At 64.1% G+C, this 15,612-nt stretch carries 16 protein-coding genes; 6 read left to right on the top strand and 10 right to left on the bottom strand.

The annotated features are described in order from the left end of the window. Nucleotides 1-5 precede the first annotated feature (5 nt). Complete coding sequence (uvrB, locus tag GGQ99_RS00550) at nucleotides 6-3,059, bottom strand: excinuclease ABC subunit UvrB (protein WP_183259935.1); 3,054 nt, start codon at nucleotides 3,057-3,059, stop codon at nucleotides 6-8. A 109-nt stretch (nucleotides 3,060-3,168) separates the two neighbouring features. Then, complete coding sequence (locus GGQ99_RS00555; protein WP_183259937.1) at nucleotides 3,169-3,603, bottom strand: SH3 domain-containing protein; 435 nt, start codon at nucleotides 3,601-3,603, stop codon at nucleotides 3,169-3,171. 284 nt (nucleotides 3,604-3,887) lie between these two features. Here GGQ99_RS00555 and GGQ99_RS00560 point away from each other — a divergent pair, with 284 nt between their 5' ends. The 3 genes from GGQ99_RS00560 (at nucleotide 3,888) to GGQ99_RS00570 (ending at nucleotide 7,236) form a co-directional block, all read left to right on the top strand. Further along, on the top strand, nucleotides 3,888-4,988 hold the full coding sequence (locus GGQ99_RS00560) for a glycosyltransferase family 4 protein (RefSeq protein WP_183259940.1): 1,101 nt from the start codon (nucleotides 3,888-3,890) through the stop codon (nucleotides 4,986-4,988). A 76-nt stretch (nucleotides 4,989-5,064) separates the two neighbouring features. Next, nucleotides 5,065-6,111 (top strand): CapA family protein, encoded by a 1,047-nt coding sequence (locus GGQ99_RS00565; RefSeq protein WP_343061622.1) that lies wholly within the window; start codon nucleotides 5,065-5,067, stop codon nucleotides 6,109-6,111. Between the two features lie 177 nt (nucleotides 6,112-6,288). Further along, nucleotides 6,289-7,236 (top strand): DUF3137 domain-containing protein, encoded by a 948-nt coding sequence (locus tag GGQ99_RS00570; protein WP_183259942.1) that lies wholly within the window; start codon nucleotides 6,289-6,291, stop codon nucleotides 7,234-7,236. A gap of 16 nt (nucleotides 7,237-7,252) precedes the next feature. Here the strand turns inward: GGQ99_RS00570 and GGQ99_RS00575 are convergent, their stop codons facing one another. After that, the gene (locus tag GGQ99_RS00575; protein ID WP_108607358.1) at nucleotides 7,253-7,510 is read right to left on the bottom strand and encodes a SemiSWEET family sugar transporter; all 258 of its coding nucleotides are present in this window, start codon (nucleotides 7,508-7,510) and stop codon (nucleotides 7,253-7,255) included. Nucleotides 7,511-7,954: 444 nt separating this feature from the next. On the opposite strand from GGQ99_RS00575, the gene GGQ99_RS00580 reads away from it, so the two are divergent. Then, on the top strand, nucleotides 7,955-8,197 hold the full coding sequence (locus GGQ99_RS00580; RefSeq protein ID WP_183259943.1) for a DUF1344 domain-containing protein: 243 nt from the start codon (nucleotides 7,955-7,957) through the stop codon (nucleotides 8,195-8,197). Between the two features lie 135 nt (nucleotides 8,198-8,332). Here GGQ99_RS00580 and GGQ99_RS00585 read toward each other — a convergent pair whose 3' ends face one another. From GGQ99_RS00585 to GGQ99_RS00595, 3 genes are all read right to left on the bottom strand, one after another. Then, the gene (locus GGQ99_RS00585; protein WP_183259945.1) at nucleotides 8,333-8,752 is read right to left on the bottom strand and encodes a hypothetical protein; all 420 of its coding nucleotides are present in this window, start codon (nucleotides 8,750-8,752) and stop codon (nucleotides 8,333-8,335) included. A gap of 133 nt (nucleotides 8,753-8,885) precedes the next feature. After that, a complete protein-coding gene (locus GGQ99_RS00590; protein WP_246389356.1) occupies nucleotides 8,886-9,200 on the bottom strand; it encodes a BrnA antitoxin family protein in 315 nt (104 codons plus the stop codon). Then, nucleotides 9,184-9,591 carry a BrnT family toxin gene (locus GGQ99_RS00595; RefSeq protein WP_210307717.1) on the bottom strand — a complete coding sequence of 136 codons (408 nt, stop codon included), beginning with the start codon at nucleotides 9,589-9,591 and terminating at the stop codon, nucleotides 9,184-9,186. The genes GGQ99_RS00590 and GGQ99_RS00595 overlap by 17 nt, the downstream gene beginning before the upstream one ends. Before the next feature lie 49 nt (nucleotides 9,592-9,640). Here GGQ99_RS00595 and GGQ99_RS00600 point away from each other — a divergent pair, with 49 nt between their 5' ends. Beyond that, nucleotides 9,641-10,579, top strand: coding sequence for a YegS/Rv2252/BmrU family lipid kinase (locus tag GGQ99_RS00600; RefSeq protein ID WP_183262312.1), 939 nt, complete (start codon nucleotides 9,641-9,643; stop codon nucleotides 10,577-10,579). A gap of 64 nt (nucleotides 10,580-10,643) precedes the next feature. Here the strand turns inward: GGQ99_RS00600 and GGQ99_RS00605 are convergent, their stop codons facing one another. The 4 genes from GGQ99_RS00605 to GGQ99_RS00620 form a co-directional block, all read right to left on the bottom strand. Then, entirely contained in the window at nucleotides 10,644-10,865 is a 222-nt protein-coding gene (locus tag GGQ99_RS00605) for a DUF6500 family protein (protein ID WP_108607363.1), read from the bottom strand. Nucleotides 10,866-11,091: 226 nt separating this feature from the next. Continuing rightward, entirely contained in the window at nucleotides 11,092-12,009 is a 918-nt protein-coding gene (locus GGQ99_RS00610; RefSeq protein WP_183259947.1) for an NAD(P)-binding domain-containing protein, read from the bottom strand. A gap of 8 nt (nucleotides 12,010-12,017) precedes the next feature. Further along, the gene (locus GGQ99_RS00615) at nucleotides 12,018-13,229 is read right to left on the bottom strand and encodes a mandelate racemase/muconate lactonizing enzyme family protein (protein ID WP_183259949.1); all 1,212 of its coding nucleotides are present in this window, start codon (nucleotides 13,227-13,229) and stop codon (nucleotides 12,018-12,020) included. Nucleotides 13,230-13,407: 178 nt separating this feature from the next. Then, on the bottom strand, nucleotides 13,408-15,024 hold the full coding sequence (locus GGQ99_RS00620) for a GMC family oxidoreductase (RefSeq protein ID WP_183259951.1): 1,617 nt from the start codon (nucleotides 15,022-15,024) through the stop codon (nucleotides 13,408-13,410). Between the two features lie 181 nt (nucleotides 15,025-15,205). On the opposite strand from GGQ99_RS00620, the gene GGQ99_RS00625 reads away from it, so the two are divergent. Continuing rightward, on the top strand, nucleotides 15,206-15,598 hold the full coding sequence (locus tag GGQ99_RS00625) for an acyl-CoA thioesterase (RefSeq protein WP_183262313.1): 393 nt from the start codon (nucleotides 15,206-15,208) through the stop codon (nucleotides 15,596-15,598). The last annotated feature ends 14 nt before the right edge of the window (nucleotides 15,599-15,612 follow it).

Consider the following 15,612-nt stretch of genomic DNA (forward strand, 5'->3'; position numbering starts at 1 on the left):
CCGGCCTATTTCCCCGGCCGTCCTGATTTGCCCGGCTTCTTCTTTGCGCGCGCGGCTTCGGCCGGATCCTCGTAGGAGCCGGCACCGATCTTGGCGCGCTTGACCGGCTTGACGCCTTCGACCGGCTTTTCGGTGCGGCGGACGGTCATCTCGTCGAGGCTGTTCTTCTTGAACAGCGAATTGCCGTCTTCGGGGACGCCGTAGTCCGAACCATGGGCTTCGGCTGCCGACTGCTTCTTGAACAACGAGCGTGACACGGCACCTGCGGGCGTCGTCATGTCGGTGCCTGGCCCCATGTCGTCGATATGAGGCTTGGCGAACAGCGACTTGCCTGCGGGCACAGTGCCATCGGCACCCATTTTGTCGAGGTCCGGCTTGCGGAACAGGTTCGGACGGGCAGCCTTGGCTGCCTCCTCGGCGGCGCGTGCCTCGTCGAGCTTGCGGAAGCGTTCCTGCTCCTCAACCGTGCGATGCTTGGCCACGCCCTTGTTGTGCTTGCCCTTTTCGCGCCCCGACGCCGGACTTTCCATATCGGCATATTTGGCCATCGGATCGTCCGAGATGGCCAGTTCCATCTCGCGCAGGCGCTTGATCTCGTCGCGGATGCGGGCGGCCTTCTCGAAGTCGAGGTCGGTGGCGGCATTGCGCATCTGCTTTTCGAGCGCATCGAGATGGGCCTTGAGGTTGTTGCCCATCATCGCACCGGCATTGTCGGTGAACTGCGAGATGTCGGCGCGGACGTGGTCCTTCTCGTAGACCGACTCGAGGATGTCGGAAATGCGCGACTTGACGCTTTCGGGCGTGATGCCGTTGGCCTCGTTCCACAACATCTGCTTTTCGCGGCGGCGCGATGTCTCGGCCATGGCGCGTTCCATCGAGCCGGTGATCTGGTCGGCGTAGAGGATTACTTTGCCATCGACGTTTCTTGCCGCGCGGCCGATGGTCTGGATGAGCGAGGTCTCGGAGCGCAAGAAGCCTTCCTTGTCGGCGTCGAGAATGGCGACGAAACCGCATTCGGGAATGTCGAGGCCTTCGCGCAGAAGGTTGATGCCGACCAGCACATCGAATGCGCCGAGCCGGAGGTCGCGGAGAATTTCGATGCGCTCCAGCGTGTCGATGTCGGAGTGCATGTAGCGGACGCGGACGCCGTGCTCGTGCAGATATTCGGTCAGGTCTTCGGCCATGCGCTTGGTCAGCACGGTGACGAGGGTACGGTAGCCGGCCTTCGTCGTCTCGCGGATTTCGCCTACGACATCGTCGACTTGGGTCTTGGCCGGGCGCACCTCGACCGGCGGGTCGATCAGGCCGGTCGGGCGGATAACCTGCTCGGCAAAGACGCCGCCGGCCTCTTCCATCTCCCAGTTGCCGGGCGTCGCCGACACGGCGACGGAGAGCGGGCGCATGGCGTCCCATTCCTCGAAGCGCAGCGGCCGGTTGTCCATGCACGACGGCAGGCGGAAGCCGTATTCGGCCAGCGTCGCCTTGCGCCTGAAGTCGCCCCGGTACATGCCGCCGATCTGCGGCACAGTGACATGGCTTTCGTCGATGAAGACGAGCGCGTTGTCGGGGATATATTCGAACAGGGTGGGCGGCGGATCGCCGGGGCGGCGGCCGGTGAGATAGCGCGAATAGTTCTCGATGCCGGCGCAGGAGCCGGTCGCCTCGAGCATCTCGAGGTCGAAACGGGTGCGCTGTTCCAGGCGCTGAGCCTCAAGCAGACGGCCAGCCTTTTCAAGCTCTTGCAGGCGATGCTGCAGCTCTTCCTTGATCGACTTGATGGCCTGATTCAAGGTCGGGCGCGGCGTCACATAGTGCGAGTTGGCGTAGATTTTTACGCTTTTGAGGTCGCCGGTCTTCTGGCCGGTGAGCGGATCGAATTCGGTGATGGAATCGATCTCGTCGCCGAACAGCGAAATACGCCAGGCGCTGTCTTCCAAGTGGGCCGGGAAGATTTCGATGGTGTCGCCGCGGACGCGGAACGAGCCGCGGACGAAATTGATGTCCTGGCGCTTGTATTGCTGGGCGACGAGGTCGGCGAGCAGCTGGCGCTGGTCGAGCCGGTCGCCGACCGCCATCTGGAAGGTCATGGCGGTATAGGTTTCGACCGAGCCGATACCGTAGATGCACGAGACCGAGGCGACGATGATGACGTCGTCTCGTTCGAGCAGCGAGCGCGTCGCCGAGTGGCGCATACGGTCGATCTGCTCGTTGATGGTCGATTCCTTCTCGATGTAGGTGTCGGTGCGCGGGACGTAGGCCTCGGGCTGGAAGTAGTCGTAATAGGAGACGAAATACTCGACCGCGTTGTCGGGGAAGAACTTCTTGAATTCGGAATAGAGCTGGGCGGCCAGCGTCTTGTTGGGCGCCAGGATCAGCGCCGGGCGCTGCGTCTCTTCGATCACCTTGGCCATGGTGAAGGTCTTGCCCGAGCCAGTGACGCCGAGCAGCACCTGGGTGCGCTCGGTCGAATTGACGCCTTCGACGAGATCCTTGATGGCGGTGGGCTGGTCGCCGGCCGGCTCGAACTCCGACTGCATGACGATCTGGATGCCGCCCTCGGATTTCTCCGGCCGGGCAGGGCGGTGGGGAACCCAGATCTCGCCGTTTTTATGCAGCGGGTTGCCGCTTTCGATTAGGGCCGACAGGGCGGCAACGGTCGCGGTGACGCCAGAATTGGACAGCGAGGCGGCGTCCTCGAGCGAGATGTCGAGGCCGGCGACCGGGTTGAGGCCGGCGGCGGCGCGATCCTTGGCCGAGGCGGCACCGCCCATCGAGGTGCCGCGCGCCGAGCGTGTGGGTGCAGAGCTCTTTTCGGGGATCTTCTTGGCCTTTGGCTGCGGCTTCTCCGCCTCTCTGGCGATCTCTTCGGCCCAGTCGGAAATCGAGCCGGACAGCGGCGCGCCTGAAAGTTCCGCCTGTGGCGCTTCGCCGAAGCCGGGCCGATGCAATGGCTCGGACGCGCCGAGAAAATCGGTCACGCCATTGCCGCCGCGCTTGCGCGGCGCGGCACGGTTGTCGCTTCCCGAGGCGGGCGATTTCTTGTCAGCAGATTTGGCCATGAGCGGAATATGGGCGGTATCAGCAGAAATGGAAAGGGCACGGGCGCCGGAATGCCGGACCGGCGACCGCGACGGTTTGTGCTCCTGACATCAGGCTGTCAGGAAGTCGTCAACGGGGGCAGGGGAAGCCCGGGGCGATCTTGCAGTTGGCGCCGGGCGGGCGCGGCCTTGGCGGCCGTGGCTTGGGAGGACGATTCCAGTGTGGAGGCCGGTTCCAGTGCGGTGGACGGTAATGCGGCGGACGCACGACGATTGTCGGCGCCACGACGACTGCCGGCGGACGGCCGACATAGTCGGAGAGATAGTTGGCCGAGACCCAGCCCCTCAGCCGGGAACCGTAGACATTGCACCAGTTGCCTTCGCAGCCACGCAGGTCGACGCGCGTACCTTCGTAGAGCATCCCGATCTTGGCATAGCCGGTGCCGGGGCCGCTGCGCACATTGACGTTGCCGGTGGTGTAGGCGTCGGCGGCGAGCGCCGCGGCAGGCAGCGCCATCATCCCGGCCAGAATGGCCGCTGTGATGCCAAGTCTTCGAAATATCATGGGCAGTCCTCCAGACCGAATTTCATTTCGAAACGACCCAAACTACAGTCTGTCTTGCCACGCGCCAGTATACTGGTGCGATTATCCTTTATGCCTGGGTAATGGGCATGGGTTAGGGCCGTGACACCGCCGGGCGTAGCCACGACGGGGGTGTGCACTGCCGCACTTGCCGTAGCGTCAATTGGCCGATATGGCGTCGGTCCAATCGTCTCTCAACCAGGGCGTCGGTTCGCGGTCGTCGACACGCATCTGTCCGGAAACACAGCATCAATGGAAATGGGGCGATGAGGATCACGCATGTGGTGGGCCATGCCGGGCTGAACGGTGTCGCGACCAGCTCGAGGATGTTGATCCAGGCGCAGCTCGATGCCGGGCACGACGTGTTGCTGGTGCATTCGCGGAATTCCTGGATCGAACACCAGAAATTCGACGGTCCGCTCGAGAAGATGGGTTCGGATTTTGCCACCACTCCGGCCGAGTTGCGCCGCGTCGGCTACGCCGCGCGCGACTGGGGCGTGGACGTGGTGCATGCCCATGGCAGTCGCGGCAACAAGTTCGGTCTGGTGTTCCGATGTTCCGCCGGCACGCCCATCGTCATGACTGCGCATACCCGCCAGTTGCAGCTGCCGTGGCTGTTTGCCCATGCGGTGATCGCGCCGAGCCAGCAGACCGCCGACTATTATCTGTCGCGTCGGTTGGTGCGGCGGCGGAACATGCATCTGGTGCGGCACATGTTCGACGTCGCGACTGTCATGGCAGCGACGCCCACGAGCCGAAGTGCTGCGCGGGCGGAGCTGGGGATCAAGGCGTCTTCCTTCGTCATTGGTTCGGTCGGCGAAATCGACGCGCGCAAGAACCAGATCGAAATGGTGCGCGTGCTGAAAGGGCTGATCGGACGAGGCATTGACGCCCAACTGCTGCTGATCGGCGAGAATCGCAACATGGCCGGCGATGCGCAATGGAGCGCTGCCGCTTCCGACCCGCAGATCAAAGGCCGCCTTCACCTGCCGGGCGAACGGCAGGATGCGACCCGGTTGCTGCACGCCATGGACGTCTATCTCTGTACGTCGAAGATGGAGGAGGGCCCGATCGCCACGCTCGAGGCAATGGCCACGGCGCTGCCGGTGCTGTCCGCGAATGTCGGCTACTCCTCGGCACTGCTGCGCGACGGCATCAATGGCTGGATCTTCCCGCAAGGCGATGTCGAGCGGATGACCGAAACCGCGTCGATGCTTGCCCGTGACGCAGCGTTGCGCCAGTCGATCGGAACGGCGGCGAGGCAGACGATCGCCGACCAACTGGCGCCGCAGGCGATCGTGCCGGAAATAGACACGGTCTACCGGCAGGCCATCGAACGCGCCGGAAAGAAGCTGCCGCAAAAATAGCCGGGGGCAGCCGTGTCGCGCCAGCCGCGTACAGTGATTTGCTGCTAGGGTGCGGGCGATCAATTTCGGGCGACGCGTGTCCAGCAATTATCCCTTCGCCTACAAGGCCTCCTGGCCGGCCCGGTTTCTGAAGCCGTCGTTGCGCGGTAGCATTTCGGCGCCGGTGCCTGCCGAGGCAGTGCTGTTGCCCAGGCCGGAAAAGAGCGTGCGACTGGCTTTCGTCGGCGACATCTCGGCGGTCGCCAACCGGCGGTCGCCGGTTTGCGACGGGGAACTGAAGGCGCTGCTCGCCTCCGCCGATCTGGTGGTCGGCAATTGCGAAAGCCCCGTGGTGCGGCGTCCTAGAGCGCGTTTCGGGACGCGGCTCGGAACGCATCATGCCATGACGTGCGAATTCCTGGCCGGCGCGCTGGAAGCCACAGGAATGACGCCGCAGCGGCTGGTGCTGTCTTTGGCCAACAACCACGTGCTCGACCAGGGGATCGAAGGTTTTGACGAGACGCTGTCGACCCTTGGTGCGCTCGGCATTGCGACGATAGGCACCTCGACGGCTGTGACCAAGGTGGCCGTCGGACCGCTCAGGCTCGGGCTTGTCGCGTTCACGCAATGGCGCAACGCCGCGGCAGCGGAGTTTGCCGGTCGGGTGGCTATGGCCGAGGGCTTTTTCGCCGACAGCCGCGATGGAATGGCGGGCGCGCAAGGCGTCGACCTGATGTGCGCGGTGCCGCACTGGGACTGGGAGTTCCGGCATTTTCCGCGCGATCAAACACAGGCCTGGGCGGAACGTCTGGCCGAGCTCGGTATCGGTCTGGTGGCCGGGCACCATGCCCATGTCGTGCAGCCGATGGCGCGGATCCGCGAGACGCTCGTCGCCTACGGGCTTGGCGATTTCTTCGGTACGGCGCTGGCGCGCCAGCCCTGGCCGGGGCGGCTCGGGGCGATCCTCATGGCCGAGGTCAGTGCCGATGCCTCGACGCGCGGCCGGATCGCCAGCTACCGGCTGGTGCCGTTCATGCGCCTGCGCGACGGAGACCGCGAAACGCTGGTGCCGCTCGACAAGGTCGAAGGCAGGCCAGGCGTCCAGGCGCGGGCACGCTGGGAAGCAGTCTGCCAAGGCGGCTGAGCAGCCCTCACATGTTGATTCTGGTTGTTGCGCCATCCCCTTGTTTGCGCCGCGACATTTGCCGAAAAGCCGCTATCATCCGGCCAGCCGCCGGCGCACCATGCATCCGGTGCATCGGTCTAGATTGCGGCGTCCCTAACGCGACAACTGGTTGCGCGACGCCGCCGGGGAGCACCTATGAGCGCAGGTTTCATGCCCGACGAATCTGTCATCGCCGGCATCAGGCGGGACCTTGACGCCTACGAGGCGCGGCGCAAGGCAGCCAAGCGCTCGGTGCTGTGGCGCGTGCCGTTGTTCCTGGGCCTGCTGGCGCTGGCAGTCGTGGTGCTAGCGGTGGTGTTCAATCTTGCCGCCGACCCCGCAGAGACTTGGGTTTCGACGCCGCATCTCTATCTCTACGCGGTTGCCTTCATCGCCTCGTTCTTTGTCTATTTCCGCGCGGCCAAGCCGGCGGGTGATCTGCAGGCGTCGTTGCGCGAAAAGTTGCTGCCGATCGTGTTCGGGTTCGTCGGGGACATGCGGCTGGCAAAAGGCGAGACGCCCGGGAGCTTTGCGCGTCTGCCGCGCGAGACTATCGGCGATTACAGCGACAGCCATTTCGACGACATCGTCTCGGGCACATATGAGGGCTTTTCGTTCGAGCTCTACGAGACCGCGTTGTGGCGACGGGTGGATAAGTCGGACGTCACCCTGTTCGACGGCATCATCGTGGCGTTCGACATCGCGAAGCCCTTTCCGGGTACGCTGGTGGCGACACTGAAGACCAACACGGTGATGGGCTTCTTCCGCGAGATGTTCGGCGGCGGGCTGCAGGAGATTTCGTCAGGCGGCGAACTCGACAAGGCCTATGACTTCCGCACCGACAACGTCGAGGCGGCGCAGCCGCTCGTGTCGGGACAGATGGCGCAGGCGCTGAACTGGCTCAAGGAAGCGTGGCCGGGCGAGCCGGCGCGGATCGCACTGACCGAGCGTGACGGATTCCTGCTCCTGCCGCACAAGAAGGAGTTCTTCGAGCTGCCGGCCTCGACCGTCGTGCTCGACTACAAGGCCCATATCGAGCCGATGATAGCCGACATGGCGACGATCCTGGCGACCGCAGCACTGGTACGCAAGATCGGCACCTGAACCCGTCGGCCGTTCGTTATCCGAAGCGCAGCTTCAGCCCGACGATGGCGAGGATGAAGACCAGCGTGATCGAGTTGGAGAGGATGACCGGCAGCGAGCCGAGCGCCACGCCATAGACGATCCATAGCGAGATGCCGGTGGCAAGCGCCGCGTTGGTGCCAAGCGAGATGTCGCCTGTCTTGCGCTCGCGCAGGATCTTCATGATCTGCGGCAGCCAGGCGAGCGTGGTCAGGATGGCGGCCGCGGCACCGACGATTTCGAACAGGGGGTTCAAGGCGGGAGCTCTCGAAAAAGCACAAGACGTGCAGCGCGAGCTATGCCAGATCGGCGGGCGGCTGTGAAGCGGATGCACAAGGCTGGCCCAACGAAACGACGGCGCAAAACGTCGCGGGACATTGCCGTCGTGCCGCGGAATATCTCCCGTTTCGTGATCGGCCGGCGAAAAATCCGACCATCGGATGGCTGCGCGATGACGGCGATGTGACGGCCTCCACGCCATGGCAGGCAAGGCGATCCTAACTGCTGCAAGGGTGGCAAATCACTCGGCGCAGTGCAGGCTGCTTTCGAATATGGCAGAAATAAGCCGCTGATTCTGTTCGATAATTTCACGCAACGTGATTTGCGTGCGGCTGGCCCGGCGGTCAATCTCCAGGTCGTTCGGCGGGCATTGCTGAGAGGGTGAAGCCCGCGAGGACGAGAAAGAACCGGAGTACCAGACATGAACAAGTTTCTTGCAACGGCCGCCGCTTCGCTTGCCTTCATCGGTGCCGCTTATGCCGCCGACATCGAAGGCACCGTGCAGTCGGTCGACCCGGCGACGCGTTCCATCACGCTGGAGGACGGCAAGATCTATGTCATCCCCGAGACCATCAAGGTCGACGAGTTGGCCGCTGGCGCCAAGGTGAAGGTGACCGTGGACGACACGACAGGTGCAGTGACCGCGATCGAAAAGGCCTCCTAAGGCCGGTTCGCGAAGGCGCCCTGCCGGCCCCAACATTGGCCAACGGCAGGCGCGTGACATTCTCGACACCTTCCAAGCTACCTTTTGGCCGGCCCTTCGCGGGTCGGCCATTCTTTTTCCGAGGCGTTTGACGCGTCAGAAAGCGATGGGAAAGTTCTCCGCGAGCCAATTCGTCGAGCGCTTGGCGGCGGCCAGCGTGCCGTTGGCGGCGTGGCCGAGACCGGAACGGACCAGCGCGTAGCCATTGGCTGTGCGGTAAAGCACGGACTGGCCGCCCTCGACGATGCCGGAATAGGCGGTGGGCCGGATTTCAGGCTGGGCCGGCGGCGTGGCCGGAACTGATGCGAGCTGCGGCTCGGCAAAGACGGTGGTGCGGCAGATGCCTGTCACCAGCGGGTAGTCGTGATTGCCTTCGCGCAGGATGCGGCTCTTCATCGCCGCCTCGCAATCGGCGACCGAATTCCACTGCGCCGGCGTCTCGCCGATATATTCGCAGAGCTTGGCATCGCAGTCGCAGCCGACGATGGTCATGGCGACAAGGGCAGACTTGATCACGGTCCGAATCCTCAGGGATTGTTGACGCCGTGATTTTTCCGCTTCGAACGCGGCGCCAGTTGGCCGCAATCATGGCATGACCGTGGCTGTGGCATTTCTATCTGCGGGTGTGCAGAAGGCGCGCTTGCTTCGTCTACCTGTCGAGCCCAGCGGCCTTGCGAAGAGCATCGTTCATGCGGGTCTGCCAGCCTTCGCCATCGGCCTTGAAGCGGGCGACCACATCGGGGTCGAGCCTGAGCAAAATAGATTGCTTCTTGTTCAGTGAAGGAGGACGCCCAATCTTGCGACGAAACAGCTCATCAGCGGGCTGTGCGTCGGGGTCGGCAACGGCATCGGCCGTGATGGCGCGGTCTTCCTCGTCGGAAATCTCTTCGAGCGAAATCAAGGCACGTCGACGTGCTTCCGCCATCCTGGCTTTTTCCGAGGCCGATCTAGAAACTTTGGACATAGATATCGATCTCCCGTCTGTTGGCCTTGCGCAGCGAGATGACACGACACGTGTCGCCTCGCTCGGTGTAGACGATCACATGGACACGGCTGCCAATGAGGCCAATGGCGACGAGGCGGGTTTCGCCATAGTCGGCCCTGTCGTCCTCAACGATCAGAGCGGTGTCGAATTCGAATGCGCGCGCACGCTCGAACGAAACGCCGTGCTTCGCTTCGTTGGTCTCAGCCTTTGCCTGATCCCATTCGAGCTTTATGTGTCCGCCCCTCCAGACAATTAACGTATATACGAAAACATTCCTTAGGGCAAGAATTTCTGTATATACGCTAATGTCATGTCTGTTTCGGATGTGAACTTCGCAATCTTTCCCTTGCGCATTCGCCTGCGCGGCCAACAATAAGCGGGGAGGCGGCGGCGCATATGCCGTCGGGAGGGTGCGTTTGGTGAAGATCGGAGTGGTCAGAAACCCGGTGGCTGGCGGTGGCCGGCTGGACGCGCATTGGACGGAGATTGCGGCAGCTCTTTCCGAGCGCTTTGGCGACGTCGAATTTCGTGAGACGGACGAACCTGGCGACGGCTCGGCGATCGCCCGCGACCTCGTGGCGCTCGGTTGCGAGCTGGTGGTTGCAGCGGGCGGCGACGGCACGATCAGCGAAGTCGCCGACGGGTTGCTGCAAATGCAGGCGGAGACCGGGACCGTCGCGGCGCTCGGCGTCGTGCCATGCGGTACCGGTTCGGATTTTGCCCGAGGCATGGGCATTCCGACGGACGCCAAGGCGGCTGTCTCGCGGATTGCCGAGGGCGAGGACCGGATCATCGATGCTGGCCTCATTTCGTTCATCGACGAGCACGGCCGCCTGGCCAGCCGGCATTTCGTCAACATTGCCAGCCTCGGCATGTCGGGTGCGACGGTGCGGGCGGTGAATGCCGACCGGCGCAAGCGGTGGGTCTCGGCCAAGACGCTGTTCTTCTGGCGCACGGTGACCGAATTCGTGCGCTACCGTTTCCAGGACGTCCGCATCACAGTCGACGACGGCGAACCGGTCGAGGCCAAGGTGGCAATGGTGGCGGTGGCCAATGAAAGGTTCTTCGGCGGCGGCATGATGATCGCACCCGATGCCAAACCCGACGACGGGCTGTTCGACATCGTCATCCTGCGCGCGGCGAGCAAGCTGAAGCTGATCTTCGACCTGCGCCTGCTCTATGGTGGGCGCCACCGCAACCATCCCGCCATCACCATCCTGCGCGGACGAAAGGTCGTGGTCGAACCGCTGGGCGATCCGCTCGCCAATGCCGCGCTCGTCGACATAGACGGGGAATCGCCGGGGCACATTCCGGCGACCTACGAGATGATGGCGAGGGCGTTGAAGGTCAGGTGTTGATTCAGGTGGCTCGGAATCTGAGTCTAGGAACTGGCGTAGGCTGCTGAAATCATAGGGGCGAGGGTTAGGCGTCCATCTCCCTGACCATTGCCTCGATCTTTGCGGCCTTCTCGAAATGGTCGAGCTTGTGGGTGCGGATCCACCATTCGGCGGCTTCCATCAGAAGCTCCGGGTCGTCGTTCTTGTTGGCGAAAAACGCGTAGAACGACAGCCCTACTTCGGGGCCTTTGGCGGCGATCTTGCGCGCGCAGACGTCGAGTATTTTTGCTCTCAGGCTCGGCCGCATCGGAGAATCCTTCAGATGGATGGTCAGCGCTATCTCAGGCTGAGGCCGGGTGTCAAAGGCCGGGAATAGGGCAGGCTGTGCCGGGCGTTACCCTCCCCTTTGTGGGGAGGGTGGCCCGCAGGGCCGGGTGGGGGTACTCACCAAACTCTGTGCTTGCCGACCCCCACCCCGCTCCGCTTCGCGGATCGACCCTCACCACTTGGGGAAGGGTAACGTGCGCGTTCCGTCACAGCTTCGCCGGAAAACCCGGCGCGCGCAGGTCCGTGCCAACGGCATCCTCCAGCAGCTTGACGATCATCGTCGACCAGGCGTCGCCGCCATAGGCAGCCTTGCCCTGTTCGAAGATGGTGGCGACCCGGGAAGCAAGGTCGAGCGGCACGCCGAATTCCTGGCCCATGCCGAGCGCGAAGCCTAGATCCTTGAGCGCCAGGTCCATGGTGAAGCCGATGTCGTAGGAGCCGTTGAGCACCAACTGGCTTTCGGTTTCGTGGACGAAGCTGTTGCCGGAGGAAGCTGATATGGCGTGATAGGCCTGGGCGAGGTCGAGGCCGCCCTTCCTGGCCAGCATCAGCGCCTCACCGGCGGCGACGAGGTGGATGAAGGCCAGCATGTTGGTGATGACCTTGATCACTGCCGCCGAGCCGATCGGCCCCATCAGGAAGGCGCGGGCGCACATTGCCTGGATGGCCGGGCGGTGGCGCTCGTAGAGGCCGGCATCGCCGCCGACCAGTGCGGTGATGTTGCCTGACGCAGCCAAATGGACGCCGCCGGTGACGGGACATTCGAGCGTGTAAACGCCGGCCTCGGCGGCAAGATCGGCAAGCCGGAGAATCTCGTCACGGCCGTTGGTCGACATCTCGATCCAGGTGCCGCCCTTGGGCAGGCCGGCGAGCAGCCCGTCGGGCCCTGCCAGCACCGCCTCGCTGACCTTGGGCGATGGCAGGCAGGTGATGGCGTTGCCGGCGCGGGCGGCGGCGTCTGCCGGGCTCGATGCGGCGAGGGCACCCAGCGCCACGAGACGTTCGACGGCTTCGGGGTTGCGGTCATAGACGGCGACCTCGAAGCCGCCGCGCACAAGGCACGCCGCGAGGTTGGTGCCGAGATGGCCGAGGCCGATGAAGGCGTAGGCGAGGGGCTCGGTCACAGCAATTCTCAGGGCATCAACGGCGTCTGGACCATCTGCAAATGCAGGTGGGGACCGTCATAGGGGTTCGCCTCGCACACCGCCTCGTCGAGCTCGACGCCGAGGCCCGGTTCCTTCGACGGGATGACATGGCCGTCCTGCCATTCGATCTTCTTCTTCAGCAGCTTGGCGTGGAAGCCGTCCCACTGCTTGAGCGACTCGAGGATGAGGAAGTTGGGCAGGGTGACGGCGAGCTGGATGTTGGCCGCACCCACGATCGGGCCGCAATAGCAGTGCGGTGCGATCTGGATGTGATAGGCCTCGGCCATGGCGGCGATCTTCTTGGTCTCGAGGATGCCGCCCGAGCGGCCGAGGTCGGGCTGCAGGATGGTGGCGGCGCGGTTCTCGATGACGCGGGCAAACTCGAATTTTGTCGTCAGCCGCTCGCCGGTGGCGATGGGGATCGAGGTGCCGCGCGCCACCTCGGCCATGATTTCTGGCATGTCCGGCGGCACCGGCTCCTCGAACCAGAGCGGATCGTAGGGTTCGATGGCGCGCGCCATGCGCAGCGCGCCCGACGCGGTGAACTGGCCGTGCGTGCCGAACAATATGTCGGCGCGGGTGCCGACGGCTTCGCGGATGGCCTTCATCATCCGCACCGAAAGGTCGATGTCGATCAGCCGGGGCTGGTGGCCGTCGAAGGCGGTCCAGGGGCCGGCCGGGTCGAGCTTCACGGCGTTGAAGCCCTGGTCGACATAAAGAGCGGCGCATTCGGCAGCCATGTCGGGGTCGTTGTAGACGTTCTTGGGTGCCACGTCCTCGGTGTGGACGCTGCCGGTGTGCGGGTAGAGATAGGTATAGGAGCGCAGCGTCTCGTGCACCTGGCCGCCGAGCAGCTTGTAGACCGGCTTGCCGGCCTCCTTGCCGATGATGTCCCAGCAGGCGATTTCCAGCGCCGAAAAGCAGCCCATGGCGGAGACGTCGGGTCGCTGGGTGAAGCCGGAGGAATAGCAGCGGCGGAACAGGTTCTCGATGTCGTGCGGATCCTGTCCCACGAGATAGCGCTCGGCCATGTCCTCGATCATCCGCGCCGTCACATGGGCCGAGAAGGTGGCGTTGTAGGCCTCGCCATAGCCTGTGACGCCGCCGTCTGTGGTGAGCTTGACGAAGATGAAGTACTTGCCGCCGATGCCGGGCGGCGGGTTGTTGACCACGAAGGTCTTGACGTCGGTGATCTTCATCGATGCTCCTCCCGGTAGCGTGAAATCGTTGACGTCTGGGGCTGCTCCTCATCCCCTGCCGGACCTTCTCCCCGTAAGAACGGGGAGAAGGAGGCCAGCCGCAATGCTGGCAACCCCTCTCCCCGTCCTTCACGGGGAGAGGGTAAGGGTGAGGGGCGGCGCTGACAGTCGAACTTGTTCAACCCACATCCTCCAGCACCAGTTCGGCGCCCTTCCAGCCGGTCATGATCGCGGCGGCGTTGGTGTTGCCGGTGATGTTGTCGGGGAAGATCGAGGCGTCGATGACGCGCAGGCCGGAGATGCCGTGGACGCGCAGGCGCGGGTCGACGACCGAGATGGCCGGGTCCGGCCCCATGCGGCAGGTCGAAACCGGATGGTAGACGGTGCCCGAGCGCCTGCGGAAATCCTGAATCAGGTCGGTGTCGGAAGTGATTGACGGGCCTGGCAAAACCTCTTCCGCAATGATGTCCGACATGGGCGACTGCGCGGCGAGCTTGCGCAGGAATTTCACCGCATCCAGCATCTCGGCGACGTCGCTTTCGGTCGAGTAGGCGTTGACCGTGATACTGGGATGCACAGTCGGGTCGGCGGAGCGGATCAGGATCTCGCCGCGGCTCGACGGGCGGCAGTTGGACAAGCCGATGGAAAAGCCGGGGAAGGGATCGGGCGACAGGATCGGCCGCTCGCCGGCCTTGGGCAGCACGGTCGAAAAGACCTGGAAATAGAGCTGCATGTTGGGCCGGGCGCGCGACGGATCAGAGCGGAAGAAGCCGCCGCCCTGGTTCATGCTCATCGACAGCGGGCCAGTGCGCAGCAAGAGATACTGCATGCCCGCCAGCGCCTTGCCCCACCAGGGGCGCAGGACCTGGTTGAGCGTCGGCACCCTGGCCTTCCAGGTATAGTTGATGCCCTGATGGTCCTGAAGGTTGCGGCCGACATGCTCGTTGGCGTGCAGCACCGGGATGCCGAATTCGCCGAGCACCGCCGCCGGGCCGATGCCCGAGAGCTGCAGCAGTTGCGGCGTGTTGACCGAGCCGCCAGACAGGATAACCTCGCGGCCGGCGCGGGCCGTCTTCTTGGCGCCGTTCTGTAGATACTCGACGCCCACCGCGCGCTTGCCCTCGAACAGGACTTTGGTCGCCAGCGCATCGGTCTCGACGCGGACATTGGGACGCTTCATCGCGGGACGGAGGAAGCCGCGCGCGGCCGACATGCGGCGGCCGTCTTTGGTGGTGATTTGATAAACGCCGACACCCTCTTGAGCCTCGCCGTTGAAGTCCTGATTCAACGGCAGCCCCGCCTGCTGGCCCGCCGCAAGGAAGCGGTGGGTCAGCGGGTGAACGTTTTTCCTGTTGTCGGTGACATGGATAGGGCCGCCGGTGCCGCGCAGGTCGGTGCTGCCTGCCTGGTTGTCCTCGATCGCCTTGAAGGCCGGCAGCAAATCGTCGAAGCCCCAGCCGGGATTGCCGGCGTCACGCCAGGCATCGAAATCCTCGGCATCACCGCGGATCCACACCATGGCGTTAATGGAGCTGGAGCCGCCGAGAATCTTGCCGCGCGGCCAGTGATCCTTGTTGCCGGCTAGGCCGGGGTCGGCCTCGGCGGCGTAGTTCCAGTTCACCGCTGGGTCGAAGAAGGTCTTGCCGTAGCCGAGCGGCATCTGGACGAAGAAGCGGCGGTCGGTGCCGCCGGCCTCGAGCACCAGCACGGAATGACGCCCGCTTGCCGACAGCCGCTCGGCCACCACCGACCCGGCGGAACCGGAACCGACAACAATGAAATCGAACGTCTGCATGCTGATGGCGGCCTGTCGGAATTCCACGAAGCGGCCAGACTATCGCCTTAGCGAAAGGCTTCGGCGTCGGTTACGGCATGGCCTGTGAAAAATACGACCGGCCGATGCAACAGATGCGGCGTTGACGCGACTGCTGCCGCAAAGTTACGGGTGGGGAGGAGAACGGTACAGGGAAATGACGATGGTTCAGTATGCCGATGGCCAACCGACGGGCGAACTCACGCTGAGGACGCTGGCGATGCCGGCCGATGCCAATGCCGCCGGCGACATCTTCGGCGGCTGGGTGATGGCGCAGATGGACCTTGCCTGCGGCATCCGCGCCGCCGAGCGTGCGCGGGGCCGTGTGGTGACGGCGGCGGTCAAGGAAATGGCCTTCGCCAAGCCGATGAAGATCGGCGATACGCTGTGCATCTACACCCATGTCGAGCGCGTCGGCCGCACCTCGATGACACTCAAGGTCGAGGCCTGGGCGCAGCGCTATCTCTCCGACATGATGGAGAAGGTGACCGACGCCGATTTCATCATGGTGGCGCTGGATGGCGAAGGCAAGCCCAAGCCGGTGCCAGCGGAGTAGACGTGCGGGGGCGA

This window comes from Aminobacter niigataensis (genome assembly GCF_014200015.1).
In the GTDB taxonomy this organism is placed as follows: Bacteria; Pseudomonadota; Alphaproteobacteria; order Rhizobiales; family Rhizobiaceae; genus Aminobacter; species Aminobacter niigataensis.

Coding starts and splice junctions, on each gene's coding strand:
- uvrB (WP_183259935.1), bottom strand. CDS start 3,059: ATGGCCAAATCTGCTGACAAGAAATCGCCCGCCTCGGGAAGCGACAAC.
- GGQ99_RS00555 (WP_183259937.1), bottom strand. CDS start 3,603: ATGATATTTCGAAGACTTGGCATCACAGCGGCCATTCTGGCCGGGATG.
- GGQ99_RS00560 (WP_183259940.1), top strand. CDS start 3,888: ATGAGGATCACGCATGTGGTGGGCCATGCCGGGCTGAACGGTGTCGCG.
- GGQ99_RS00570 (WP_183259942.1), top strand. CDS start 6,289: ATGAGCGCAGGTTTCATGCCCGACGAATCTGTCATCGCCGGCATCAGG.
- GGQ99_RS00580 (WP_183259943.1), top strand. CDS start 7,955: ATGAACAAGTTTCTTGCAACGGCCGCCGCTTCGCTTGCCTTCATCGGT.
- GGQ99_RS00590 (WP_246389356.1), bottom strand. CDS start 9,200: ATGTCCAAAGTTTCTAGATCGGCCTCGGAAAAAGCCAGGATGGCGGAA.
- GGQ99_RS00605 (WP_108607363.1), bottom strand. CDS start 10,865: ATGCGGCCGAGCCTGAGAGCAAAAATACTCGACGTCTGCGCGCGCAAG.
- GGQ99_RS00615 (WP_183259949.1), bottom strand. CDS start 13,229: ATGAAGATCACCGACGTCAAGACCTTCGTGGTCAACAACCCGCCGCCC.
- GGQ99_RS00620 (WP_183259951.1), bottom strand. CDS start 15,024: ATGCAGACGTTCGATTTCATTGTTGTCGGTTCCGGTTCCGCCGGGTCG.
- GGQ99_RS00625 (WP_183262313.1), top strand. CDS start 15,206: ATGGTTCAGTATGCCGATGGCCAACCGACGGGCGAACTCACGCTGAGG.